This window comes from Anabaena sp. PCC 7108 (genome assembly GCF_000332135.1).
GTDB lineage: Bacteria > Cyanobacteriota > Cyanobacteriia > Cyanobacteriales > Nostocaceae > Anabaena.
The window spans coordinates 4,376,592-4,401,324 of sequence record NZ_KB235896.1 but is presented as its reverse complement, the minus strand read 5'-3'; the positions used below and the strand labels follow the sequence as shown (position 1 = coordinate 4,401,324).

Sequence of the window (24,733 nt, the reverse complement as noted above, 5' to 3'; positions counted from 1 at the left end):
TTGGATGGGAATTGTTTTTTTAATCCACAATCCAAAATCTAAAATCTAAAATTAGGTTATCCGCCAATTTGCGACATGGTACGGGTGTAAGCGCCGACAGTACCAGAGTCGCGCTGTTTAAAGTTAATTTCTGCTTTGATGTCGAGTATGTGCTTAACTTGCTCTTGTAATTGAGCAGTGCTAACGCCGGCACGTAAACAGGTCTTTAAGTCAATTTGACCGGTTTCGTTTAATAAGCAGGGACGTAGCCAACCATCAGCGGAAAGACGCATTCGGTTACAGCGATCGCAAAAACATTCTGACATTTGGCTGATAAATCCTAATGTTCCCTTGGCTCCCGGAATTTGAAACACATCAGCCGGACCATTACCACGAATTTGGGATTCTGTCAAGCCCCAACGTTGGCGGATGCTGTAGCGTAAATCTGCGGAAGATATCCAACCGCGATCGCTAAATAATTGATCATTACCAATAGGCATAAACTCAATAAACCTGACGTGCCATTGCTTATCAATAGTCAAAGCCGCTAAATCTAAAATTTCATGGTCATTAACACCAGGAATAACCACCACATTTAACTTCAGTGGGTCAAAGCCAGCATGATAAGCGGCTTGAATTCCTGCCCAAACTTGTTGCCAACGTCCACGTCCATGATTACCGATAATTTGCTCAAAGGTATCTGGGTCGAGAGAATCTAAACTAATATTAATTCTTCTTAAACCTGCGTTATAGAGATTTTCCGCCATTGGGGCTAGTAAAAACCCGTTGGTAGTCATTGCTATATCTTGAATTTGGGGAAGATTAGCAATTTTTCTGACTAACTCCACCACACCAGGACGTAAGAGGGGTTCCCCACCAGTCAAGCGAAAACGGGTAAAACCTACCGGGATAAATACCTCTTCAATTAAGGTGAGGAGTTCATCATCAGTCAACAGTTGTTGCTTGAGAACATAGTTTAGTTCTGCACCTTCTGGCATACAGTACTGGCAACGGAAATTACAGCGATCAATTAAACTAATGCGGAGATAGTCTACCTGGTTCATGGTTTGTGACCTCAAAGCTTGGTGGGACTGAATTCTAGACTATCTCATCCGTTCCTAATCAGTAGTATAGTAGCAAGGGTAGCACGACAGTATTTTTAATGAGATGAAATGGTCAACAATAGTAATGAGTTCAGTAATTGGACTGACTTGGGAACTAATGGGAAATACAGCCTACGCAGATAATTGTGTTCCAACTTCCAATTTTTCACAGCAGTTTAATAGAGTCCAGCAGGGGAAAGTAATTGTTATAGGGCGAATATCCAAATATCCTTACGTTGTAGTAGTTCCGGGAGATGAAGAAATCAAACTTAAATCCATACAACAGTGTGTAACAGATGCATTTATTTCCCAGAACCGACTAGGTAAATATATTCATGCAGGTGCATTTGATAATTATGCCTCAGCAAAAGAGTTAGAAATAGTCTTGCGATCGCGTAAATTAGATGCAAGGGTGGTCTACTTTCGGTGACATAAATGATCAAAAAACGCTGGCTGTTATTAAGTGTATTATTTGTTGGACTGTTAACAATCAGTCAAGTATTGGCTCAGGATAACTTCCAGCTAAGAATCAACCGCTACTTAGAAGTTCGTAGTGCTTCTGGAGATGTAACCTATCAAAATGGAAAAACTTCCCAATCGGCTCGCATAGGCGTAAAACTAAAAAATGTAGGAGATAGCATCAGCACAGGCCAGCGTTCTAGTAGTAGACTAGCACTGGATACTGGTATTGGTTTTATTCAAGTTGCAGAAAATACAAAACTAGAAATTCAAAAACTTCAAATCACCAGTAATGGCGGACATATCACCAATTTACAGGTGACAGGTGGACAGGTAAGGCTCAAGGTGCGTCCCTTTACACATAAAGACTCCAGCTTGCAAATAGAGACTCCTGCCGGGATTGCAGGTGTGCGAGGTACAGAATTTGGTGTGAGTGTCCAACCGACGGGTAAAACAGGGGTAGCAACCCTCAGCGGCAGTGTAGCAACCACGGCGCAGGGTCAAAGCGTGTATATAAATAAAGGTTTTCAGAGCTTAGTGATTCCAGGAGAACCGCCATCAGCACCTATGCCTTTGCGGAATGATACTAGCTTAAATTTGCAGGTACTGGAACAGACAGGAAATCAACAAGCCCGAATAGTGGGTAAAGTTGATCCAGTTAACTTGGTCATTTTCGCAAATCAACCACTGACTACAGACCGCAGTGGAAAATTTGATATTACCATCCCCATGCCTGCTAATCGCCGCATTGCAGTCACAGTGACGACACCTTTAGGTAAAGAACAAGATTATGAATTAGCAGTTCCTTAAAGCATAAAGCAAAGCAGGAGGAATTGACTATTTTATACCTAAATAGATATCATTGGCAATGGTTACGCCCACCCCAAGCCTTGCTTCCCGGCTTCATAGCAATGCTAATTATTGCCATTTTTTTATGGCTGGGAATCTTGCAACCATTGGAATGGATGGCATACAACAAGCTATTTCAGCTACGGGGAGCAGTTACATGGGATGAGCGCATAGTACTGGTGACAATAGATGATCCTAGTCTGCGAGCCTTTGGGCAGTTTCCTTGGTCACGAAAAAGATACATTCAGTTATTAAATGTTTTAGATACCGCACAGCCTAATGTACTTGCATTCGATATTATTTTTTCGGAAAGCAGCACGGAAGACAGATTATTTGCTCAGGCAATAGAACGACATGGCAGAGTAGTTCTAGCTCAAGCATGGGACAATACTGGAGATATTTGGCTACCAATCAGTGAACTGCAACAAGCAGCCAGCATCACAGGACATATCCTGACATCTAAAGACGCGGACGGTATGGTTCGCAAAGTCCTACCTCAAATTAAGGGTATTCCTTCATTAGGGATTGCGGCTGTGAAACTTTACAGCACTTTTGCAGAAACTCCTCCTTTCCCAGATTTAAAACATCCAATATGGATTAACTGGGTTAGTAAAATTCAAGATATGCCTCACTATTCTTTTGTGGATGTGGTGCAGAACCGAATACCGATGGAAAGATTTAAAAATAAGATTGTGCTGGTAGGGGTTACTGCTCCTGGGATTGATAGTTTGATCACTCCTTTTGACTATAATCCTCCTACTGGTGGTGTCTGCGTATACGCTACAAGTATCAATAATTTTTTGCAGCGTCAGGTTCTCCAGTTGTTCTCACCAGGTGCATGGGTGATACTGCTGTTGTTGGGAGGAACAGGTTTAAGTTGGTTAATCTATGGCTGGCAAATTAGACAAAAATTAGGATTATTTGGGGGATTGTGTATTGGTTGGGGATTTCTGACTGTGTGGATGTTGAAACTGAATTATTGGCTACCAGTTGCTGCACCAATAGGATTATTTGCGCTGACAACTGGAAGTGTGATTTTGCATCATCACCTCAAAGTCAGAGCAGAAAATCAGTCTCTCCAACGTCTGGCTTATTATGACGGACTTACCCAAATTCCTAATCGTCGTCGGTGTGATCAGTATCTTCTGCAAGAGTGGGGACGTATGAACAGGGAAAAATCTTTTCTATCGCTGATTTTGTGTGATGTAGATTTTTTCAAACGATACAATGATACCTATGGACATCAAGCGGGAGATGCTTGTCTAAAAAAGGTGGCTCAAGCTATAAGTCAAAGCATTAAACGACCAAGTGATTTAGTAGCTCGATATGGGGGAGAAGAGTTTGTTGTGATTTTACCGCATACAGACGTAGATGGGGCGATACTTATTGCTGAGGAAATCCGTTCTCATGTCCAAGCTTTGGCAATTACTCATGAGGCTTCTCAAGTCAGCCAGCAAGTTACTCTGAGTTTAGGTATTGCTAGTACTATCCCTACCTCTGATATTACCCCAGAACTTTTACTCAAAGCTGCGGATGAGGCACTTTACCGAGCAAAAGAACAGGGACGCGATCGCTTTGTTGCCGCAACACACGTCAATTAAAAATCTGGAATTATCTAATTCACGTAATTTTAAATTTATCAACTATAATACTTAACTGCTTATTGTTTGTGATAATAAGCAGATCGCATACACCAACCCGCTATCCATCGTGCAAGATACCGACTCTATGAATGACCTTGCTGCTGCACTGCAACAGCCAGTAGACTTAGATTTTGAACTACCAGATCCAGAAGACGAACAAATTCTGGAGTCAGATTTTTTACAGCAGCTAGATGTAGCTTGGCAAGTATGCGATCGCTTTGATTTACAAACGGAAATTTGGCGAGGTCGTATTTTGCGTTCTGTCCGTGACAGAGAGAAGAAAAACGGCGACGGACGCGGTGCTGGTTTTCTCAAATGGCTCAAAGAACGGGAAATTAGTAAAACTCAAGCTTATAGTTGGATTCAACTCGCAAATAGTGCTGATACTCTAATTGGAGATGGCAAACTTGATCCAGGTAATGTCAATAATTTTAGTAAACGTGCCTTTGTAGAAACTGCTAAAGCCTCCGCAGAAGTTCAGCAGATGGTAAGTGAAGCAGCCCAAAAAGGCGATCGCATTACCCGCAGAGAAGTCCGTCAACTCAGCGACGAATGGACAGCTATGTCCTCAGATTTATTACCTGAAGAAGTTAGGGAAAAAGCCGCAGATAACAGCTTGCCACCGCGTTACATTGCCCCTTTGGTGAAGGAAATGGAGAAACTGCCAGAATCACACCAAAAGGCATTACAAAGGGATATAGCTGCTAATCCTGATGTTGATACTCTCAAACAGGCAACCACAGAAGCGCGTCAATTAGGAAAATATCTCAAATCAGCTGCCCAAGTTCAGGCGCTGACAGAGGAAAATGTGGATATTGAAACAGCCTTAGAAGAAGCGCAAAGAATCGGCTGTTTAAGTATCGCTGCTGACTTGGTAAATCAAGCATCGCAGATGGAACAAAGCATTGCTAAGTTATATATGACTTGGAAAAAAATCAGTAACTTAGCAGATAGATTGTATGTTGACACTGGCGCGAGTACACCGAATTTGCGATCGCTCCTCACTTGCGTAGAACCACTAGGCGGCGAAATCATGGAACTGCAACTCAGTGGCGCAACACAACACACGATTAGGTTGCAGATCCAGGAAACAAATTAGGTGATTGGTGATTGGTGATTGGTGATTGGTGATTGGGAAGTTGAGGAGAATCATTAACTCCTGTTCCCTATTCCCTATTCCCTATTCCCTATTACGAATTACGAATTACGTTAGCGTAGCTCTCCCGAAGGGAGCATTACGAATTACGAATTATAGATTTCCTCCATTTTTTTCGCCAGTTCCACATCTAAATTGCTGATAGCATTACCGATGTCGTGGGTAACAAGATGCACCCGAACAGTGTTGTAAACATTAAACCATTCCGGGTGATGTCCCATTGTTTCTGCGTGAACACCTACCGTTACCATCCAACCCAAAGCAGTGGGGAAAGAGTTAAATTTGTATTCTTTGTATAATTTGCCTTCTTTAATTTGCCATCCTGGTAAACTATTGAGAGCTTGTTGTAGTTCGGTTTCGCCAAGTTTGTGTGCTGTCATTTTCTTAATTTACACAGAGATTTCTAAATACTTATTCTATCCAATTACCATCTTTTTCTATTTTTCCGCCTCCATCTTTTGAACAATATCCGCAAATAACGAAAATTCAAATAACGGCGATACCTTTGCACCACTTCTTTTCCTACCAGCAAAGCACCTAACCAAAATAGAACTTCAGCTAAAACCAATAATGCTGGTACTAATAAGGCTTTTTGAGCTACGGAAATAGGTAGAAATGGTAAAATTACAGCAATTGCTAACCAGGGAAAAAATGAGACAATGATTAAAACTAAACCCAGCTTTTGCATAATTCCTGTTTGTGACAGAATCTGAGTTTAGTGTTTTTATCTGTTTGGCTGGAGTGGCTTACCTTACATTGTAGATTTTTTGTTTCACTCAAAGACGCAGAGGCGCAAAGGAAAGAGCGCAAAGAATTGTTTATTTCATTTGCATAAAATCTCTGAGTAGAGCAAAAATAAATAGTCAAAGAATTGATCAAACTTCCCTAAATTTTGGAAAAGTAAGTTTTTTCGGTACTTGGATTTGGCTTTTCGTATCTGTATAATTAAATTAATGCAGAAACCCAAGGTTAAAATACAACAGAAGTTCTACACTACCCAAAAAGTTTAGTCAAATTTTGTATGGAGGGAATACTATATGTTACAAACCATTGCAGGAATTTATAAAAATGGACAAGTTGAACTGGCTGAAACACCAGAGGGAATTAGTGAAAGTCCAGTATTTGTCACTTTCTTAGCTACAAAACCCACCACTTGGCCAGAAATAATTCTGCAATATCAAGGGACAGAAAAAAGTATCATTTTTGAGTCATATCGAGATGAGCTATTACCACCCAAGGAAGTAGAATTTTAATCATGGGATATCTACTTGATACTTGCGTAGTTAGTGATTTTGTGAAGGGAGAAGAAAGCACCCTCAAGAAATTAAAATCTATCTCTCCTGCGGATATTTTCATTTCATCTTTAACAGTTATGGAATTGAAATATGGATTAGCAATTAATCCACAACGCGCCGTTAAAATCCAACCGCTAATTGAAACATTCTTAGATTCAATTACAATTTTAACTTTTGGATCGAAAGAAGCGGAGCAATCAGCCGAAATCAGAAGTTTTTTGAAAATATCAGGCTCGCCTATAGGTGCTTATGATGTACTTATCGCAGCAACAGCAATAACTCATAATCACATTGTCGTTACATCTAATGTGAGAGAATTTCAAAGAGTACCCAATTTGCAAATTGAGAATTGGCGTTCCGTTTCTTGAATTGCGACGATCTTTCCTGGCTCGTTGCTTCTATTCATCATCACCCAAATCAGGTTCAACACCAAGAGCGCGTAATGGTTTTGCTAATCTTTCTGCGCGTCATCTTTTTCTTGAAATTTTTACTATGTATGCGCGCACAGATTTCTACTAATAACATAATTGTAATTTACTTTTTACGTCTTGTCAAGTCTTGACATGAAAAGAATAGAAAATTACATCATTAAATCCTGGATATCCTGATTCTGACTAATTCTTAATCCCCGTCGCAGCAATACCGCGAATAAACTGCCTTTGTCCAATCAGAAATAACACCATCACAGGTACAGTAGAAATTGTCACCGCAGCCATCATCAACGGCCAATTATTGGTAAACTGCTCTTGAAATTCTGCCAATGCTAACTGCACTGTTCTTAATTCCGGGCGTGTCGTAAATACTAAAGGCTTAAATAAATCGTTCCATTCCCCGATAAAGGTGAACAAAAACAGCGTTACTAAAGCTGGACGTGCTAAAGGTAACATGATCTGCCATAAAATTTGCAGTCGGTTCGCGCCATCAATGGCTGCTGCTTCTTCCAATTCTACGGGAATTGTCTGGAAATATTGACGTAACAGAAAAATTCCAAAGCCGTTTACCGCAGAGGGTAAAATCAAAGCCCAGTAGGTATTGATCATCTGTCCCCACTTCAAAACTAAAAAGATGGGAATCACCAATAACTGAAAGGGAATCACTAAGGTGGCCAATACCACTAACAGCAGCGCTTGTCTACCCTGAAATTTTAGCCGGGCGAGGGCGTAACCTGCCAAAGCAGAAGTGATAATTTGAAAAGCAGTAACTGCGATCGCTACCAAGGTAGAATTAGCAAATGCTAGTAAAAACTTTCCTCGTTCCCAAGCTTCGCGGTAATTAGCTAAAGTCCAATTATTTTGTCCCAAAACTCCTGGAGTTGTACCTGTAGAAGCAAAGGAAGTGAGAAAGACTACAATTAAAGGTAGTAAAACGATCAATGCTCCCAGTAGTAAAACGATGAGGCTCAAAAAATTCCCACTTTTCAGATTCCAGTTTGGTTTAGACATGAGTTATGGCTTTCAAGAAATTGCATTAATTTTTTAGTACGAGTACAGCATGACAGAAATAACTTTAGAGTCATAAACCACGTAAAAGTATATGTTACAAGCTTTTTTCTATCCAGTTTCTTACTTCCTGTCTTCTAGTACTAAAGCATTACTCCCAGTAAAAACTCATCGAATAGCTATAATTTATTGTTAAGTTAAATTAAACCACAGTAATAATTACCTTAAATTACTGGGGTTGATTAAATTTTCGTATCAAATGATTCAATGTTCCGGAGCAAACATACCATGCAGCAGCTTGTTGAGCAAATTGATTTCAAAACCGAAAAATACAAAGATGCCTATAGCCGTATTAACGCGATTGTAATTGAAGGGGAACAAGAAGCCCATGATAATTACATTCAACTGGCTGAACTGCTACCGGAAAGCCTAGATGACCTGATTCGCTTATCGAAGATGGAAAGCCGCCACAAAAAGGGATTTGAGGCTTGTGGACGCAATTTGCAAGTGACACCAGATATGCAATTTGCTCAAGAGTTTTTCTCAGGACTACACCAAAATTTTCAAACCGCAGCAGCAGCAGGTAAAGTAGTTACTTGCTTACTGATTCAAGCTTTGATTATCGAATGTTTTGCGATCGCTGCATACAACATCTACATTCCCGTAGCTGATGATTTCGCCCGTAAAATCACAGAAGGTGTAGTTAAAGAAGAATACAGCCATCTCAACTTTGGTGAAGTTTGGCTGAAAGAACATTTTGCAGAATCCAAAGCTGAATTAGAAGCAGCAAATCGCCAAAACCTGCCCCTTGTCTGGAAAATGCTCAACAAAGTAGCAGATGATGCCAGCATCTTGGGAATGGAAAAAGAGGCGTTAGTAGAAGATTTCATGATTCAATACGGTGAAGCATTAAGTAATATTGGCTTCACGACTCGTGATATTATGCGTCTCTCAGCTTACGGACTTGTACCTGTTTAAATATCCCCAGAGGGGTGACTAACCTGTTACCCCTGAGGGAAAAATTAAGGTAGCATCTATCTTCCCAACTAAATGCCTAAAACCGGGCGTGTAATTACAAATTACGAATTACGTTCGGGTAGCGTTTCCGATAGCTTGCGTGACGTAGCCATAGGAAATATTGCGAATTATTGGGACACTTTATGTAGTATTTTTAAAGACTAGACATCATAATCTATCCCATCCCAACTTGGCATAGTTTTAGTATTATTTGCGATTTCTGGAACAGTCTTGTCGTCAAAACTGTGCATCCAAAATCCGTCTTGGAAAGTTTGCTCAAGTCGGCATAGCCGCCCACGCAACTTTCCGCAAAATCTAAAATCCAAAATTGGTACTGCCCACAAATTTCACGCTTTTGACAGCACACGCCTAAAATATCACTACATGTTTGGTCTAATTGGACATCTGACTAGTTTAGAACACGCTCAATCAGTCGCTCAAGAATTGGGATACCCAGAATATGCCGATCAAGGGCTAGATTTTTGGTGCAGCGCCCCGCCGCAAATTGTCGATCATATCACCGTCACCAGCATTACTGGTCAAAAAATCGAAGGGCGGTATGTAGAATCTTGTTTTTTGCCGGAAATGCTGGCAAATAGGCGGATTAAGGCAGCTACACGTAAAATACTCAATGCTATGGCTCATGCCCAAAAGCATGGGATTGATATCACAGCTTTAGGTGGATTTTCCTCAATTATTTTTGAGAACTTTAATTTAGAGCAGTTTAGCCAAGTCCGTAATGTCAAATTAGAGTTTGAACGCTTCACCACAGGCAATACACATACTGCCTACATTATCTGTCGCCAGGTAGAAGAAGCCTCCAAACAACTAGGAATAGAACTGTCGAAAGCAACTGTGGCCGTGTGTGGTGCGACTGGGGATATTGGTAGTGCAGTCACCCGCTGGCTAGATAAAAAAACAGATGTACAAGAACTACTCCTCATAGCGCGTAACCAAGAACGTCTCCAAGAACTACAAGCAGAACTGGGACGGGGTAAAATTATGGGTCTACAGGAAGCACTACCCCAAGCGGATATTGTAGTTTGGGTTGCTAGTATGCCCAAAGGTGTAGAAATTGACCCCACAGTTTTAAAACAACCCTGTTTACTGATTGATGGAGGCTATCCGAAAAACTTAGGGACAAAAATTCAGCATCCTGGTGTGTATGTGTTAAACGGTGGCATTGTCGAGCATTCCCTAGATATTGACTGGAAAATTATGAAAATTGTCAATATGGATGTACCAGCACGCCAGTTGTTTGCTTGTTTTGCGGAATCAATGCTGCTGGAATTTGAGAAGTTATACACAAACTTTTCTTGGGGTCGCAATCAGATTACCGTAGACAAAATGGAGCAAATTGGTCAAGTATCGATTAAACACGGTTTTAGACCATTATTAGTTTAGGGACTGGGGATTGGGGACTGGGGACTAGGGAAAATTAATCAACTTATACCTATTCTCTATTCTCTATTCCCTGTCACCTGTCACCTGTCACCTGTCACCTGTCACCTGTCACCTAATCTCTAACTATGGCAATTACTGAGCGCAAACCGCTACTGTTGGATTTTGAAAAGCCGTTAGCAGAATTGGCTACCCGGATTGACCAAATTCGGAAACTTGCAGAAGAAAATGGCGTTGATGTTTCTGGTCAAATTCGCCAACTGGAAACAAGGGCTATGCAATTGCGGGAAGAAATTTTTAGTAGTCTCACCCCATCTCAAAGACTACAAGTAGCTCGACACCCCCGCCGTCCCAGTACTCTAGATTATATTCAGGCCATCAGTGATGAATGGATGGAGTTACATGGCGATCGCTGTGGAGGTGATGATCCAGCTTTAGTTGGTGGTGTTGGTCGTCTGGGTGGACAACCTGTGGTGATGTTAGGACATCAAAAAGGCCGGGATACCAAAGATAACGTCGCCCGGAATTTTGGTATGGCTGCACCTGGAGGCTACCGTAAAGCCCTGCGGTTAATGGAACACGCCAACAAGTTCAATATGCCAATTGTGACATTTATCGACACTCCAGGGGCTTGGGCAGGTATAGAAGCCGAACATCAAGGACAGGGAGAAGCGATCGCTTACAACCTCAGACAAATGTTCTGTTTTGATGTACCAATTCTTTGTACAGTGATTGGTGAAGGCGGTTCCGGGGGTGCTTTAGGTATTGGAGTCGGCGATCGCTTATTAATGTTTGAACACTCAGTTTACACAGTTGCCACCCCAGAAGCCTGTGCTGCTATTTTGTGGAAAGATGCCAGCAAAGCCCCCCAAGCAGCCGTAGCTTTGAAGATTATTTCCCACGACCTGAAAAATTTGGGAATTATTGACCAAATATTGACTGAACCCATTGGTGGCGCTCATTCTGACCCCCTAAGTGCGGCAACAACCCTCAAGCAAGCCCTGTTAGACAACTTAGACGAACTTAATCGTTTAACCGCCCCAGAACGCCGTCAACTGCGCTATGAGAAATTCCGCAAAATTGGTGTCTTTACGGAACTCGCTCACTAAAAATAATAGCCACAATCTCATAGCACTACAGCAGTGCTATAATTGCCTAGGGCTGCTTAAAGATTTTTAACAATCTAATCAGCTGTAGGCATTTGTGTTTGTGTGTTAAGCAAACGAACCCAATTAAATTGGTTAGTTTGGGTAGTATTCGATAATCAGCCTTGAGTTTAAAAACCGATTTTTCAGACGGATATTTGTCTTCTTCACTGGAAAGTCCAACGATAGGCAATATACCCATAATGGCAATGCATTATAGCACTTGTCAGGAAAAACAATTGGATTTTTAGATTTATTTAACCTATGGGTGGCTGATGGCTCACAGCACAGCCAAAAAATTGGGAGACACAATGAGTTTTGAGCAAAAACAACGCGCTCTGATTACTGGAGCAAGCAGCGGAATTGGGAAAGCAACGGCTTTGGCCTTTGCAAAGGCAGGAATAGATGTCGCCTTAGTCAGCCGTTCTGGGGATAAATTGGAGGCTGTGGCAAAAATAGCCACAGAAATGGGTGTAGAAGCAAAAGCCTTCACTGTGGACTTAGCTTGTGTTTCCCAAGTACAAGCAAAAATCCAAGCGATCGCTCTTGAATTCGGCAACATAGACATTCTGGTCAACAATGCTGGCATGGCTTACACAGCCAATTTAAGCGAAATCCCCCTCGAAGACTGGCAGCAAGTGATGAACTTAAATCTCACCAGCGTCTTTCAGTGCATGATGGGAATTTTGCCAGAAATGCGGCAGCGAGGCAGTGGCACAATCATCAATGTTGCCTCCATAGCAGCCAAACAAGCCTTTGCTGGTTGGGGAGCCTACTGCGTTAGCAAAGCTGGCTTACTAGCTCTTTCTCAAACTCTAGCTCAAGAAGAACGGGTTCACGGCATACGTGTAACGGCTATTTGTCCTGGCTCGGTCAATACTGAACTTTGGGACACAGAAACAGTTCATGCTAATTTTGACCGTTCAAAAATGTTAACCCCAGAAATTGTAGCTCAGACAATTCTCCACACTGTCTTACTACCACAACAGGCAGTTATTGAAGAATTAATTTTGATGTCGAATGCGGGCATTCTCTAATCGGTAATTGAGTCATTTATTTTTTCATGCCCAATTACCAATTACCAATTACCAATTACCAATTACCAATTACCATAATTCAATCATGACTATCGCTAGTTCCAACGGTTCCAATCACTCGACATCTCCTTTAATTCCTGACTTAGCAGAAGCCATCAATCCCAGACCTGACCGTAATACACATGATGGGCGAGAACCAGATTTGCATCCGCCTACAGAGGAAAATATGGAGCAAATGATGGAAGCCGTGCGGGCAATGCTAGTAGGCGTTGGCGAAGATCCAGAACGGGAAGGACTTCTCAAAACACCCAAGCGAGTAGCCGAAGCCATGCAGTTTTTGACCAGTGGCTACAACCAATCTCTAGAAACACTCGTCAATGGTGCCATCTTTGACGAAGGCCATGACGAGATGGTGCTAGTAAGAGATATTAACTTCTTTAGTCTGTGTGAACATCATATGCTGCCATTTATGGGCAGAGCGCACGTTGCTTATATCCCTAATCAGAAAGTTGTGGGATTGAGTAAGCTGGCGCGGATTGTAGAGATGTATTCTCGCAGGTTGCAAGTACAAGAAAGGCTAACTCGACAAATCGCTGAAGCAGTTCAGACCATTCTTGAACCTAAGGGTGTTGCTGTGGTCATGGAAGCCTCCCATATGTGCATGGTGATGAGGGGTGTACAGAAACCAGGTTCTTGGACAGTCACCAGTTCTATGGTGGGTGTATTCCAAGAAGAGCAAAAAACCCGCGAAGAATTTTTCAACTTGATTCGCCACCAAGCATCATTCTTTTAGGGACTAGGGACCAGGGGAGCAGGAGGAGATGCAGAATAGTATTTATTTATTGATCTTTATTCTGTCACCTGTCACCTAGCCTTTGAAACAATAAAGCTACTTTGTCCAAATCTTTATCACCTGGTGAACGTTCGACACCGCTTGATAAATCAATACCACTGGGTTTTACCTGGCTTAAAGCCTCCACAATATTATCTGGTGTCAGTCCTCCAGCCAAAAACCAAGGACAAGCAGGGCTGAATTCCTGTAGCATCTGCCAGTCTAAGGTTTTACCTGTACCCCCTAGCTGTTGAGGATGATAGGCATCAAGTAGTAAAGTATCTACAAATTTGGTGTAGTTAGTCACTGTTTGTAAATGCTCTAAACTGCGAACTCTCATGGCTTTAATTATTTCCACCTGGGGTAAGCTGATACGCAATTGATAGCAAAACTCTGGTGATTCATCTCCGTGCAACTGGACACCTGTCAATTCAGATTTCCTCACTGTCTCGCTAATTTGGTCAATGCTACTGTTGGCGAAAACACCAATTTTATCAATATGGCTAGGGAGTTCTGCTACTGCTGCCTGGATTTGATCTATGGTGACGTAGCGAGGTGAGGTAGGTACGCAAATAAAACCTAGTGCTGTTGCACCAAGAGTCGTTATCGCTATAGACTGCTGTGGTTGAGTAATACCGCAAATTTTAACCCGCATTGTAAGCCTGAAAAATTACAAATCATCACAAATCATCACAAATTGAGCCTCAGCTAAGTCAAAAACTTTTGCTTTGTGCTGTGTAATTTTATAATTTTGTAGGCTTACATTCATTATTTCATTGAGGAGAATACACTTTGATCTCATCTATCTTACTAACAGCTGCTGCATCAGTTCCCGCAACACCCGTGTGGAGTCCTACAGTAGGTATCATTATCAGTGCCAGCAGCCTAGTAGTACTGCTACTAAGTTTTGCGATTAAATATCCCAAAGTTGGTCCACAGATGCCTTTACTCCCCATTAGCATTCCCACCTTTATTGGTGCAATGGCTTTTGGTCATGTGATTGGTATTGGTATTGTTTTAGGACTGACTAATATTGGTCGTTTATAAGTTCTATTTTCTACTCTCTTCCTCAAAAGAGTAAAAATGGGGCGGTAGGTAAAAATCAAATTACCTACCATACTATCTAGGTTAATTTCAGATTTTTAAACGGTAAAGTCTTAAATAGTGCTTCCTACAGAACCCTAGACGAACTGTAAGCATCACTAGGAGATTATTTATTTAGTATTTTTATTAACATCAAAGCTTGAAGTGGTTTTTGGAGAATTTCTTGATGAGGAATAAAATATAAGTAATACCAATTCTGTATAAAGATGCGCCAAATTCAAAGAGGAACGAACCACAGAGACGCAGAGGACACAGAGAAGAAAAAGACAAGGTTATAAAATTAAGCGCAGCCTCATAAAGAAATGGTATAAGAACTAAACAAAATAAACAAAAGGTCAATATGCGATTACTACACACAATGCTAAGAGTAAGCAACCTGGAAGAATCCTTAAAATTTTACTGCGAACTTCTAGGAATGAAATTACTCCGACGCAAAGATTACCCCGGTGGAGAATTTACCCTGGCTTTTGTCGGCTACGCAGAGGAAAGTGAACAAGCAGTAATTGAACTAACCTATAACTGGGGAGTAGAAAAGTACGAGTTAGGGACTGCTTACGGTCATATTGCCCTAGGTGTGGATGATATTTACAGCACCTGTGAAGAAATCAAAAATCGTGGTGGTAAAGTTGTCCGGGAACCAGGCCCAATGAAACATGGTTCGACAGTAATTGCTTTTGTTGAAGATCCAGATGGGTATAAAATTGAACTAATTCAAATGAATAGGCAAAGCTGATCTACTCAATAAGAATTACCTAAATAGCTTGTAAGTCAGTAAATTTTAAGTCAAAATTTCAGAGATATCCCCATCCTCAATCTTGATGGTGGGGAAATTATTAGCAAAATAATTTGAGTATATAATTAAAGACTCTAACCGGAGATCATCGAAAATGTATGAAATATGGAGTATATTTTTCTGCTTCCTGTAGCAATCACCAAATCCTAAATTAAAATTACAAATCTAAAATCACAAATCTAAAATCACAAATCTAAAATCACAAATCTAAAATTCTGAAGATGCAGCCTACAGATCCTAATAAATTTACTGATACAGCCTGGGAAGCCATTACTAAATCTCAGGATATAGTCCGTGCTTATCAACAACAGCAATTAGAAGTTGAACATTTAATTATTGCTCTCTTAGAAGAACCTACTAGTCTAGCTACCAATATTCTCACTCGTGCTGAAGTTGATCCTGCTCGCTTGCAACAGCAACTAGAAGCTTATACCCAACGTCAGCCAAAAGTTGGTAAAAGTGATCAACTTTACTTAGGGCGCAATTTAGATTTGCTACTTGACCGTGCTGAAGAAATTCGTGCCAGAATGAGAAATGAGGAAATTGCCGAAGGGCATATACTCCTGGCTTTTGCGGAAGATGAACGCATTGGTAGAAGGATATTTAAAGGCTTAAGTGTAGATATCGCCAAGTTAGAAGCTGCTGTCAAAACTGTTCGCGCTACCCAAAAAGTTACTCAAAAGGTGGGAGAAGCAGAATCTACGGATGCACCCTATGAAGCATTAAAACGATTTGGAATAGATTTGACAGAACGGGCAAAAGCGGGAAAATTAGATCCTGTGATTGGCCGAGATGATGAAATTCGTCGGGTAATTCAAGTATTATCACGTCGTAGCAAAAATAACCCTGTTTTGATTGGTGAACCTGGAGTTGGTAAAACAGCGATCGCTGAAGCTTTAGCCCAAAGAATGGTAAATGGTGACGTTCCTGAATCGCTGAAAAACCGCCAATTGATTTCTTTAGATATCGGTAGTTTGATTGCTGGGGCAAAATACCGAGGTGAGTTTGAAGACCGTTTAAAAAATGTCCTCCGTGAAGTTATTGAATCTAACGGGCAAATAGTTCTCTTTATTGACGAACTTCATACCGTCGTCGGTGCTGGTGCTAACCAACAAGGCTCAATGGATGCTGGAAACTTGCTTAAACCTATGTTGGCGCGGGGCGAATTGCGTTGTATTGGGGCGACTACTTTAGATGAATATCGCAAACACATTGAAAAAGATGCTGCACTTGAACGCCGTTTTCAACAAGTATATGTAGACCAACCAAGCGTAGAAAATACAATTTCGATCCTGCGGGGCTTAAAAGAACGTTATGAAGTGCATCATAATGTGAAAATATCTGATTCTGCTTTAGTCGCAGCAGCAACATTATCAGCGCGTTACATTGCTGACAGGTTTCTACCCGATAAAGCTATTGACTTAGTAGACGAAGCCGCAGCGAAATTGAAAATGGAGATTACCTCCAAACCAGCGGAATTAGAAACCATTGACAGACGTTTAATGCAGCTGAAAATGGAAAAGGTGTCATTAACTAGAGAAGAAAATGGTACTGCTCAAACAAAAGAGCGTTTAGACCGGATTGAGGAAGAAATTAGCACATTAACGGTTAAACAGCAAAAATTTAATGAGCAATGGCAAGGAGAAAAGCAGCTATTAGAAGCTATTAGTGCTTTAAAGAAAGAAGAAGAAGCTTTACGAGTGCAAATTGAGCAAGCAGAACGCGCGTATGACCATGAAAAAACTGCCATACTCAGGTACGGTAAATTGGAGGGAGTACAGCATGATCTTGAAACCAAAGAAGCGGAACTTTCAGCAATTCAAACCCAAGGTTCTACTTTGTTGCGCGAACAAGTTACCGAAGCTGATATTGCCGAAATTGTCGCCAAATGGACAGGAATCCCCGTCAATCGGCTTTTGGAATCAGAACGGCAAAAATTACTAAAACTAGAAAGTCACTTACATGAAAGGGTAATTGGTCAAGAAGAAGCTGTTTCCGCCGTCTCTGCGGCTATTCGTCGCGCCCGTGCGGGCATGAAAGACCCCTCTCGACCCATTGGTTCATTTTTGTTTATGGGACCAACTGGAGTGGGTAAAACAGAACTCGCCCGCGCCTTAGCTCAGTTTCTCTTTGATTCTGATGATGCTTTAGTGCGTTTGGATATGTCCGAGTACATGGAAAAACACTCAGTTTCCCGTCTTGTGGGTGCGCCTCCTGGATATGTCGGTTATGAAGAAGGTGGTCAACTTTCCGAAGCAATTCGCCGACATCCCTATTCTGTGGTGCTTTTGGATGAAGTAGAAAAAGCACATCCTGATGTATTTAATATTTTGTTGCAGGTGTTGGATGATGGTAGAGTTACTGATTCCCAAGGAAGAGCAGTAGATTTTCGGAATACTGTCATAGTCATGACTAGCAACATCGGCAGTGAGTATATTCTTGATGTATCTGGTGATGACTCAAAGTATGATATGATGCGTAATAAGGTAATGGATGGCTTACGTAGTCACTTTCGCCCTGAATTTCTCAACCGCATCGATGACTTAATTCTTTTCCATACCCTTAATCGTTCAGAAATGCGGCATATTATTCGTATTCAACTCAAACGGGTAGAAAATCTCCTTAAAGAGCAGAAAATCTCCTTTGAGATATCTCAAGCTGCTTGTGATCATCTTGTAGAAGCTGGTTATGATCCAGTTTATGGCGCACGTCCATTAAAGCGCTCGATTCAGAGAGAAGTTGAAAACCCTCTGGCTACCAAGTTACTGGAGAATACCTTTGTTTCTGGGGATACAATTATTATTGGTATGTCTGAAACTGGTTTAACTTTTAATAAAAAAGCACCTATATCCGTACCTGCTACTGTAAAGTTGTTAGAAGCATCATCGGAATTGTAAAATATACCAAGTGCAAGCCTTAAATCCGCTTGCCGAATATGAGATACAACTGTTTTTATCTATACTCAGTAAATAATCATGTCTCTTGATTTGACTGTTGCTATACCTACCTATAACGGGGAAAGCCGTTTACCCAAAGTTATAGAGCATTTGCAAAGCCAACAGGGGATAGAAAACCTGAATTGGGAAATTTTAGTTGTTGATAATAACAGTAAAGATGGCACAGCACAGTTAGTTCAAAATTACCAAGCTAACTGGAATCAGCCATATTTGTTAAAGTATTTATCGGAGATTCAACAAGGTGCAGCCTTCGCTAGAGCCAAAGCTATTCAAGAAGCACAAAGTGAAATTATCTGTTTCTTAGATGATGATAATTTACCTGCACCTAATTGGATTTTAGAGTCTTACAAATTTGCTGTAAATAATCCTCATGCTGGAGCTATAGCTAGTAGAATCAGTGGTAAGTTTGAAGTGAATCCTCCAGAAAATATTAAACCAATCATATTCTATCTAGCAATTACAGAAAGAGGTGAAAAACCCCATTTATTTGAACCCCGAAAGCAGGGATTTCCGCCAACTGCTGGGTTAGTTGTTCGTCGTCAAGCATGGCAAGATAATGTTCCCAAACAACCATTTTTGATTGGTAGAGTTGGTTCATCAATGTTAGGTAGTGAAGATGCTGAAGCTTTATGTTATATCCAAAAAGCTGGTTGGGAAATTTGGTATAATCCAGCCATGCAAATAGAGCATATTATTCCAGCATCACGGTTAGAACGAAATTACTTAATTTCTATTATGCAATCCGTTGGTTTAGCTCGTCATCATTTACGAATGTTGATATTACCAATTTGGCAAAGACCTTTTGCTTTTTTCGCCTATTTTGTTAATGATTTACGTAAGTTCGTATTATATTATATTCGTTACTATAAACTGATAAACAGCGACATTCTTACTGCTTGTGAACTAGAGCGACTAAGAAGCACGATGATTAGTCCTTTTTATTTAGAAACTTTAAAAATTAGAAGATTTTTCCAAAAATTCATCACGTAATTATTATGGAACTAATTTCTGTAGTTATCCCTGTCTATAATGGGGCAAAAACAATCAAAGAAACTATAGAGTCTGTTTTACAACAAACATATTCTCACTTTGAAGTGATTGTTATAAATTCAGATTCTACTGATGGGACATTAGAAATAGTTTCTAGTATTCAAGATGAAAGAATCAAAATATATAACTATCCAAAAGGAAATGCAGCAGTTAATAGGAATCGCGGATTAACTCATGTTAGTGGTGAATTTATTTCCTTTTTAGATGCCGATGATCTGTGGACACCAGATAAACTGGAAGCACAACATAAAGCACTTAAAGAAAATACTCAAGCTGGAGTAGCCTATAGTTGGACTGATGCGATTAACGAATCAGGAAAATATCTGGGTGAGTTTAATCATGCTATTTGGGAAGGTGATGTTTATACAAAAGTTCTGCTCCAGAATTTTCTTGGCAGTGGTTCTAATATCATGGTTTATAAGGCTATTTTAGCTAGAGTTGGTGGTTTTAATGAATCTCTAATCTATTATACTGAAGATATTGATATATATATACGTTTAGCCGCAATAACCAATTTTACCTGTGTTCCAAAAGTACAAATTTTATACCGGATTCATCCTAATTCTATGTCATCTAACATTTTGGCAATGGAAGCATCACGATTACAAGTTATTCAGAGTGCTTTCAAAGATAAAAAAGCCGCATCTCTACAGCATCTCAAACCACAAGCAGTAGCTAATTATTATAAATATCTATGTTATAAAACACTAGACGTAGCTCCAGGAAAACAAAATAACCTAGTAGTGGGGAGAATTTTATGGCAAACAGTTAAAACAGATCCGAAACTTCTACAAAAGCGAGTCATATATAAAGCTTGGTTAAAATTTGCTGTTATGGTGTTACTGCCTACCCCATTAGCCAATTTATTAATGAATAAATTTCCTTCATTATTTAATATGAAGACAATATTTGGCTATGTGAAAATTGATTATGATTGAAAAATGTATGAAAATAGTGAATATATTCTCAATGTATTTTGTCGTGAAAGCAAGTATGATATTACACGCAAAAAGATTCGAGATTGCAATTCTGCCCTAAGTTACTTAACTGTATAAATGAAAGAAATCATCACTTAATTATTATGGAACTAATTTCTGTAGTTATCCCTGTATATAATGGTGCAAAAACAATCAGAGAAACTATAGAATCTATTTTACAACAAACATATTCTCACTTTGAAGTGATTGTTATAAATTCAGATTCCACTGATAGAACATTAGAAATAGTTTCTAGTATTCAAGATCAAAGAATAAAAATACATAACTATCCAAAAGCAAATGTAGCAATTAATAGAAATCGTGGATTAACTCATGCTGGTGGTGAATTTATTTCCTTTTTAGATGCGGATGATCTTTGGAAACCAGATAAACTGGAACTACAATATAAAGCACTTAAAGAAAATCCCCAAACTGGAGTAGCCTATAGTTGGACTGATGCTATTGACGAACAGGGTAAGTTTTTTAGACCATGTAGTCATGCTATTTGGAAAGGTGATGTTTATGCAAAACTATTATTAGATGATTTTATTGGTAGCGGTTCTAATGCCATGATTCGCTCTGATACTTTTGTCGAAGTAGGTAATTTTGATGAAACGCTTACTAATGCAGAAGATACTGATATGTGGTTACGTTTAGCTGCTCGTTATCATTTTATTTTTGTACCAAAAGTACAAGTTTTTTATCGGATATCTGCCAACTCAAAATCTTCTAATATTTCAGGATTAGAGGTATCTAACTTAAAGATTATAGAAAAATCATTTGCCAATGCTGATGCAGCTTTGCATTATCTTAAACCATATAGAGTGGCTAATTTATATAAATATCTTAGTTATAAAGCATTGTCAGTGACTCCCGGAAAACAAAATACAATCCAAGCAACTCGAATCTTATTGCAGACTGTAATGACAGATATCACTATTCTTGGTAAACCGATTATATATAAATCTTTTTTGAAACTGCTAATTTTGACTATCCTAACTCCTAGCCAAGCAACATTATTACTAAATAAATTCCCCCAAATATCTAATATTAGTACATTTTTTGGCTATATAAAAACTCACTAATAGGAATTAAATTATGAAAATAGCTTATGTCGCAGTTGATGATATTTTAAATAAAAATTCTTGGCCGAAGTATTTACAGGGACGCTGCCAAGCTGCATACTATATTGCCAAACATCTTACAGATGAGTCTACACAAATAAATTATATTTGCCCACTTGAAAAAAAATTAGCAGTTCTTACGAAAGCAAAGTGGAGTTTTTATAAGTATTTATTTAACAAAGATTATTATCGTTGGGCAGAACCATTAGTTATTAAAAATTATGCTCGTCAAATTGAAAAAAAGTTGAATTTATGCAATCCAGATATAGTTTTATGTGCAGATAATATAGTACCGATTGCTAATCTCAATTGTAAACAACCGCTAGTTTTATGGACTGATGCAACTTTGAGTTCTTTGATTAATTTCTATCAATATATGGAGAATCTATGTGATGAAAATATTAAAAATATATATGCAATGGAAGCAGAAGCTCTTAATCGTTGTCAGTTAATTATATATACTTCAGAATGGGCTGCTGAAGATGCTATGCAAACCTATGGTATTCCTGCGTCTAAAATTAAAATAGTTCCCTATGGGGCTAATTTAGAATGTTCTAGAACCAGAGAAGATATAAAAGCGATTATTAATTCTAGAAACAAGACAAAATGCAAATTGCTGTTTATGGGTGTTGACTGGGTGAGAAAAGGCGGAAATATTGCTTTTCAAGTAGCTCAAGAGTTAAATAATGCCGGATTAAATACTGAATTAACAGTAGTTGGATGTCAACCAATAATTAATCAACCTTTGCCAAAATTTGTGAAAGTTATGGGATTTATTGATAAATCAACACCGGCAGGATTTGAAAAAATCAATAGCTTATTTGCTGAATCTCATTTTCTAATTTTACCTTCTAGAGCAGAAGCATTTGGTCATGTATTTTGTGAAGCTAGTTCTTTTGGTTTACCCTCTTTAGCAAGTAATATTGGTGGTATTTCAACAGCGGTTAGAGATAACCTCAATGGAAAAACATTTTCTGTTAATGCCAGCATTTCAGAATATTGTGATTATATAATCAACTCGATGACAAATTATAGTGAATATGAGCAACTAGCTTATTCATCTTTTAATCAGTATCAATCTCGCTTAAACTGGAAAGTGTGTGTAGAGAATGCCAAGCAGTTAATGAAGGAAATAATTAATTAAATAGTCTGAGGACAAAGTTGGACTGAATTTGGATCAGATATTTTGTGAACTGGGATTATGTCAATATATAGAACGCCTATAAACATAATTACTCAAGTATGGTAGATGCAAAAAAGAATTAAGTAGTGAAATCCGCATCAGTATTAGGGGGGAAACAAACCCAGTGAGGGGAAGCGATCGCACTCACTATACTATTAAAATTCAGATTAAGCGAATTTTATGAAACCAAAGTTATGTTAGAACAAGGAACCATCAGTATTCATACTGAGAATATTTTCCCGATTATCAAGAAGTCTCTTTACTCAGACCACCAAATATTCTTGCGGGAACTGGTATCTAATGCTGTAGATGCTATCCAAAAATTGAACATGGTATCCCGCGCTGGGGAATATAGTGGAGAAATTGGTGAAGCAGAAATTACAATTAGCATTGATAAAGACAACAAAACCCTCTCCATTACTGATAATGGCATTGGTATGACCGCAGAGGAAGTAAAAAAATATATTAACCAAGTTGCTTTCTCTAGTGCTGAAGAATTTATTCACAAGTATGAAGGTAAATCAGACCAACCGATAATTGGTCACTTTGGTTTAGGCTTTTACTCCTCCTTCATGGTGGCGCAAAAAGTAGAGATTGATACTCTCTCATACAAAGAAGGTTCTCAAGCAGTACACTGGACTTGTGATGGTTCTCCAGCATTTACCCTAGAAGATTCAACCCGCACCACTCGCGGAACTACGATTACTCTCACTCTCCAAGGAGAAGAAGAGGAATTTTTAGAAGAAGCACGAATTAGAAATTTAGTCAAGACTTACTGCGACTTCATGCCAGTGCCGATTAAACTGGATGGTGAAGCATTAAATAAACAAAAAGCTGCTTGGCGCGAGTCTCCCAGTAATCTGACAGATGAAGATTATTTAGAATTTTACCGCTATCTGTATCCATTTCAAGAAGAACCTCTATTGTGGGTGCATCTGAATACAGATTATCCCTTTATTATTAACGGGATTATGTATTTCCCGAAAATGCGTCCTGATGTCGATGTGACTAAAGGACAAATCAAGTTATTCTGCAATCAAGTTTTTGTCAGTGATAACTGTGAAGAGATTATCCCGCAATTTTTGATGCCCATGCGGGGTGTAATTGATAGCACTGATATACCTTTGAACGTTTCTCGCAGTGCTTTACAAGGCGATCGCACAGTTAAAAGAATTGGTGACTACATAGCCAAGAAAGTAGGCGATCGCTTAAAGGAACTATACCGCGACAACCGCGAACAATACATCAGTGCCTGGAAAGACCTGGGAACCTTCGTAAAATTTGGTGTTCTTAACGACGACAAATTTAAAAAACAAGTTGAAGACATCCTCATCTTCCGCAGCACCGCCCAACTAGAAACCAAACCAGCCGAAACTCCTGCCGTTGAAGTACAATCTTCAGAAGGTGATGTTTGGCAAGATGTCACTTCCACCTCATCCAACACCGGCATACCCTACACAACCATCAAAGAGTACCTAGAACGCAACAAAGAACGCCACGAAAACCGCGTTTTCTACAGCACCGACGAAGCTACCCAAGCTACCTACATCCAACTACACAAAAACCAAGGTTTAGAAGTCCTATTTATGGACTCCTTCATCGATACCCACTTTATTAACTTCCTCGAACGTGAATATCAGGATGTTAAATTTACGCGGGTAGATTCTGACCTCGATAATACCCTGCTTGATAACAAAGAAGGCGAAATAGTTGACCCCACAACCAACAAAACCAAGAGTGAGTCAATTAAAGAACTATTTGAAAAAGCACTCAACAAACCCAAACTCAACATCCGCACCGAAGCCTTAAAATCAGATGACCCCCAAGGGACACCACCCGCAATGGTGTTGTTACCAGAAATTCTCCGTCGTCTGCGGGAAATGAACGCTATGATGCAACAGCAAAACAGTGAATTTCCTGAAGACCACATTTTACTCGTTAATACTGCTCACCCCCTCATTCAAAACCTGGCACATCTAAGCCAAGGTACTATCATTCAAGGTGATGGTCAGTCACCTACAGAGCAACTGGTGAAAATGATTTGTCAACACGTCTATGACTTAGCGCTGATGTCCCAAAAGGGTTTTGACGCTGAAGGAATGAAATCCTTTGTGGAACGTTCCAACGACGTACTCACCAAACTCACAGAACAAGCCAGCAAATAAACAATCAACAATTAATTTTTCGTTC

At 39.7% G+C, this 24,733-nt stretch carries 24 protein-coding genes; 19 read left to right on the top strand and 5 right to left on the bottom strand.

The window, feature by feature from the left end; translation table 11 throughout:
• Window positions 1-56: 56 nt before the first annotated feature.
• Window positions 57-1,043, bottom strand: a complete 987-nt coding sequence (gene moaA / locus ANA7108_RS0120655) for a GTP 3',8-cyclase MoaA (RefSeq protein ID WP_016952727.1) — start codon at window positions 1,041-1,043, stop codon at window positions 57-59.
• Between the two features lie 124 nt (window positions 1,044-1,167).
• Between moaA and ANA7108_RS0120650 the strand changes: the two genes are divergently transcribed.
• From ANA7108_RS0120650 to ANA7108_RS0120635, 4 genes are all read left to right on the top strand, one after another.
• Window positions 1,168-1,512 (top strand): hypothetical protein, encoded by a 345-nt coding sequence (locus ANA7108_RS0120650; protein WP_016952726.1) that lies wholly within the window; start codon window positions 1,168-1,170, stop codon window positions 1,510-1,512.
• 5 nt (window positions 1,513-1,517) lie between these two features.
• Complete coding sequence (locus tag ANA7108_RS0120645; protein ID WP_016952725.1) at window positions 1,518-2,351, top strand: FecR domain-containing protein; 834 nt, start codon at window positions 1,518-1,520, stop codon at window positions 2,349-2,351.
• A gap of 23 nt (window positions 2,352-2,374) precedes the next feature.
• Entirely contained in the window at window positions 2,375-3,991 is a 1,617-nt protein-coding gene (locus tag ANA7108_RS0120640; RefSeq protein ID WP_016952724.1) for a diguanylate cyclase domain-containing protein, read from the top strand.
• A 127-nt stretch (window positions 3,992-4,118) separates the two neighbouring features.
• Window positions 4,119-5,132, top strand: coding sequence for a hypothetical protein (locus ANA7108_RS0120635; RefSeq protein WP_016952723.1), 1,014 nt, complete (start codon window positions 4,119-4,121; stop codon window positions 5,130-5,132).
• A gap of 143 nt (window positions 5,133-5,275) precedes the next feature.
• Here the strand turns inward: ANA7108_RS0120635 and ANA7108_RS0120630 are convergent, their stop codons facing one another.
• Both ANA7108_RS0120630 and ANA7108_RS0120625 read right to left on the bottom strand, forming a co-directional pair.
• Window positions 5,276-5,569 (bottom strand): 4a-hydroxytetrahydrobiopterin dehydratase, encoded by a 294-nt coding sequence (locus ANA7108_RS0120630; RefSeq protein ID WP_016952722.1) that lies wholly within the window; start codon window positions 5,567-5,569, stop codon window positions 5,276-5,278.
• 44 nt (window positions 5,570-5,613) lie between these two features.
• Window positions 5,614-5,877 (bottom strand): transporter suffix domain-containing protein, encoded by a 264-nt coding sequence (locus ANA7108_RS0120625; RefSeq protein ID WP_016952721.1) that lies wholly within the window; start codon window positions 5,875-5,877, stop codon window positions 5,614-5,616.
• Window positions 5,878-6,226: 349 nt separating this feature from the next.
• Here ANA7108_RS0120625 and ANA7108_RS0120620 point away from each other — a divergent pair, with 349 nt between their 5' ends.
• Window positions 6,227-6,442 carry a hypothetical protein gene (locus tag ANA7108_RS0120620; protein WP_016952720.1) on the top strand — a complete coding sequence of 72 codons (216 nt, stop codon included), beginning with the start codon at window positions 6,227-6,229 and terminating at the stop codon, window positions 6,440-6,442.
• 2 nt (window positions 6,443-6,444) lie between these two features.
• Window positions 6,445-6,852: a type II toxin-antitoxin system VapC family toxin gene (locus ANA7108_RS0120615; RefSeq protein ID WP_016952719.1), complete on the top strand. Its 408-nt coding sequence runs from the start codon at window positions 6,445-6,447 to the stop codon at window positions 6,850-6,852.
• A 246-nt stretch (window positions 6,853-7,098) separates the two neighbouring features.
• On the opposite strand, the gene ANA7108_RS0120610 is transcribed toward ANA7108_RS0120615, so the two are convergent.
• The gene (locus ANA7108_RS0120610; RefSeq protein WP_016952718.1) at window positions 7,099-7,926 is read right to left on the bottom strand and encodes a carbohydrate ABC transporter permease; all 828 of its coding nucleotides are present in this window, start codon (window positions 7,924-7,926) and stop codon (window positions 7,099-7,101) included.
• 285 nt (window positions 7,927-8,211) lie between these two features.
• Between ANA7108_RS0120610 and ANA7108_RS0120605 the strand changes: the two genes are divergently transcribed.
• From ANA7108_RS0120605 to folE, 5 genes are all read left to right on the top strand, one after another.
• Window positions 8,212-8,901, top strand: coding sequence for an aldehyde oxygenase (deformylating) (locus tag ANA7108_RS0120605; RefSeq protein ID WP_016952717.1), 690 nt, complete (start codon window positions 8,212-8,214; stop codon window positions 8,899-8,901).
• A 423-nt stretch (window positions 8,902-9,324) separates the two neighbouring features.
• Window positions 9,325-10,344: a long-chain acyl-[acyl-carrier-protein] reductase gene (locus ANA7108_RS0120600; RefSeq protein WP_016952716.1), complete on the top strand. Its 1,020-nt coding sequence runs from the start codon at window positions 9,325-9,327 to the stop codon at window positions 10,342-10,344.
• Window positions 10,345-10,469: 125 nt separating this feature from the next.
• Complete coding sequence (locus tag ANA7108_RS0120595) at window positions 10,470-11,450, top strand: acetyl-CoA carboxylase carboxyltransferase subunit alpha (RefSeq protein WP_016952715.1); 981 nt, start codon at window positions 10,470-10,472, stop codon at window positions 11,448-11,450.
• A gap of 347 nt (window positions 11,451-11,797) precedes the next feature.
• Window positions 11,798-12,523, top strand: a complete 726-nt coding sequence (locus ANA7108_RS0120590) for an SDR family oxidoreductase (RefSeq protein WP_026104341.1) — start codon at window positions 11,798-11,800, stop codon at window positions 12,521-12,523.
• 85 nt (window positions 12,524-12,608) lie between these two features.
• Complete coding sequence (gene folE / locus ANA7108_RS0120585; protein WP_026104340.1) at window positions 12,609-13,316, top strand: GTP cyclohydrolase I FolE; 708 nt, start codon at window positions 12,609-12,611, stop codon at window positions 13,314-13,316.
• A 64-nt stretch (window positions 13,317-13,380) separates the two neighbouring features.
• On the opposite strand, the gene ANA7108_RS0120580 is transcribed toward folE, so the two are convergent.
• Window positions 13,381-14,010, bottom strand: a complete 630-nt coding sequence (locus tag ANA7108_RS0120580) for a phosphoribosylanthranilate isomerase (protein WP_016952712.1) — start codon at window positions 14,008-14,010, stop codon at window positions 13,381-13,383.
• Between the two features lie 137 nt (window positions 14,011-14,147).
• Here ANA7108_RS0120580 and psaK point away from each other — a divergent pair, with 137 nt between their 5' ends.
• The 8 genes from psaK (at window position 14,148) to htpG (ending at window position 24,708) form a co-directional block, all read left to right on the top strand.
• The gene (psaK, locus tag ANA7108_RS0120570; RefSeq protein ID WP_016952710.1) at window positions 14,148-14,402 is read left to right on the top strand and encodes a photosystem I reaction center subunit PsaK; all 255 of its coding nucleotides are present in this window, start codon (window positions 14,148-14,150) and stop codon (window positions 14,400-14,402) included.
• Window positions 14,403-14,799: 397 nt separating this feature from the next.
• On the top strand, window positions 14,800-15,192 hold the full coding sequence (gloA, locus tag ANA7108_RS27755) for a lactoylglutathione lyase (protein ID WP_042490577.1): 393 nt from the start codon (window positions 14,800-14,802) through the stop codon (window positions 15,190-15,192).
• Window positions 15,193-15,473: 281 nt separating this feature from the next.
• Window positions 15,474-18,149 carry an ATP-dependent chaperone ClpB gene (clpB, locus tag ANA7108_RS0120560; RefSeq protein WP_016952708.1) on the top strand — a complete coding sequence of 892 codons (2,676 nt, stop codon included), beginning with the start codon at window positions 15,474-15,476 and terminating at the stop codon, window positions 18,147-18,149.
• Between the two features lie 78 nt (window positions 18,150-18,227).
• Window positions 18,228-19,199, top strand: a complete 972-nt coding sequence (hpsE, locus tag ANA7108_RS0120555; protein WP_016952707.1) for a hormogonium polysaccharide biosynthesis glycosyltransferase HpsE — start codon at window positions 18,228-18,230, stop codon at window positions 19,197-19,199.
• Between the two features lie 5 nt (window positions 19,200-19,204).
• On the top strand, window positions 19,205-20,197 hold the full coding sequence (locus ANA7108_RS0120550; protein WP_016952706.1) for a glycosyltransferase: 993 nt from the start codon (window positions 19,205-19,207) through the stop codon (window positions 20,195-20,197).
• Window positions 20,198-20,340: 143 nt separating this feature from the next.
• Window positions 20,341-21,321: a glycosyltransferase gene (locus tag ANA7108_RS0120545; protein WP_016952705.1), complete on the top strand. Its 981-nt coding sequence runs from the start codon at window positions 20,341-20,343 to the stop codon at window positions 21,319-21,321.
• 13 nt (window positions 21,322-21,334) lie between these two features.
• Window positions 21,335-22,504 carry a glycosyltransferase family 4 protein gene (locus ANA7108_RS0120540; protein ID WP_016952704.1) on the top strand — a complete coding sequence of 390 codons (1,170 nt, stop codon included), beginning with the start codon at window positions 21,335-21,337 and terminating at the stop codon, window positions 22,502-22,504.
• Between the two features lie 233 nt (window positions 22,505-22,737).
• Window positions 22,738-24,708 (top strand): molecular chaperone HtpG, encoded by a 1,971-nt coding sequence (gene htpG / locus ANA7108_RS0120535; protein ID WP_016952703.1) that lies wholly within the window; start codon window positions 22,738-22,740, stop codon window positions 24,706-24,708.
• Window positions 24,709-24,733: the final 25 nt, after the last annotated feature.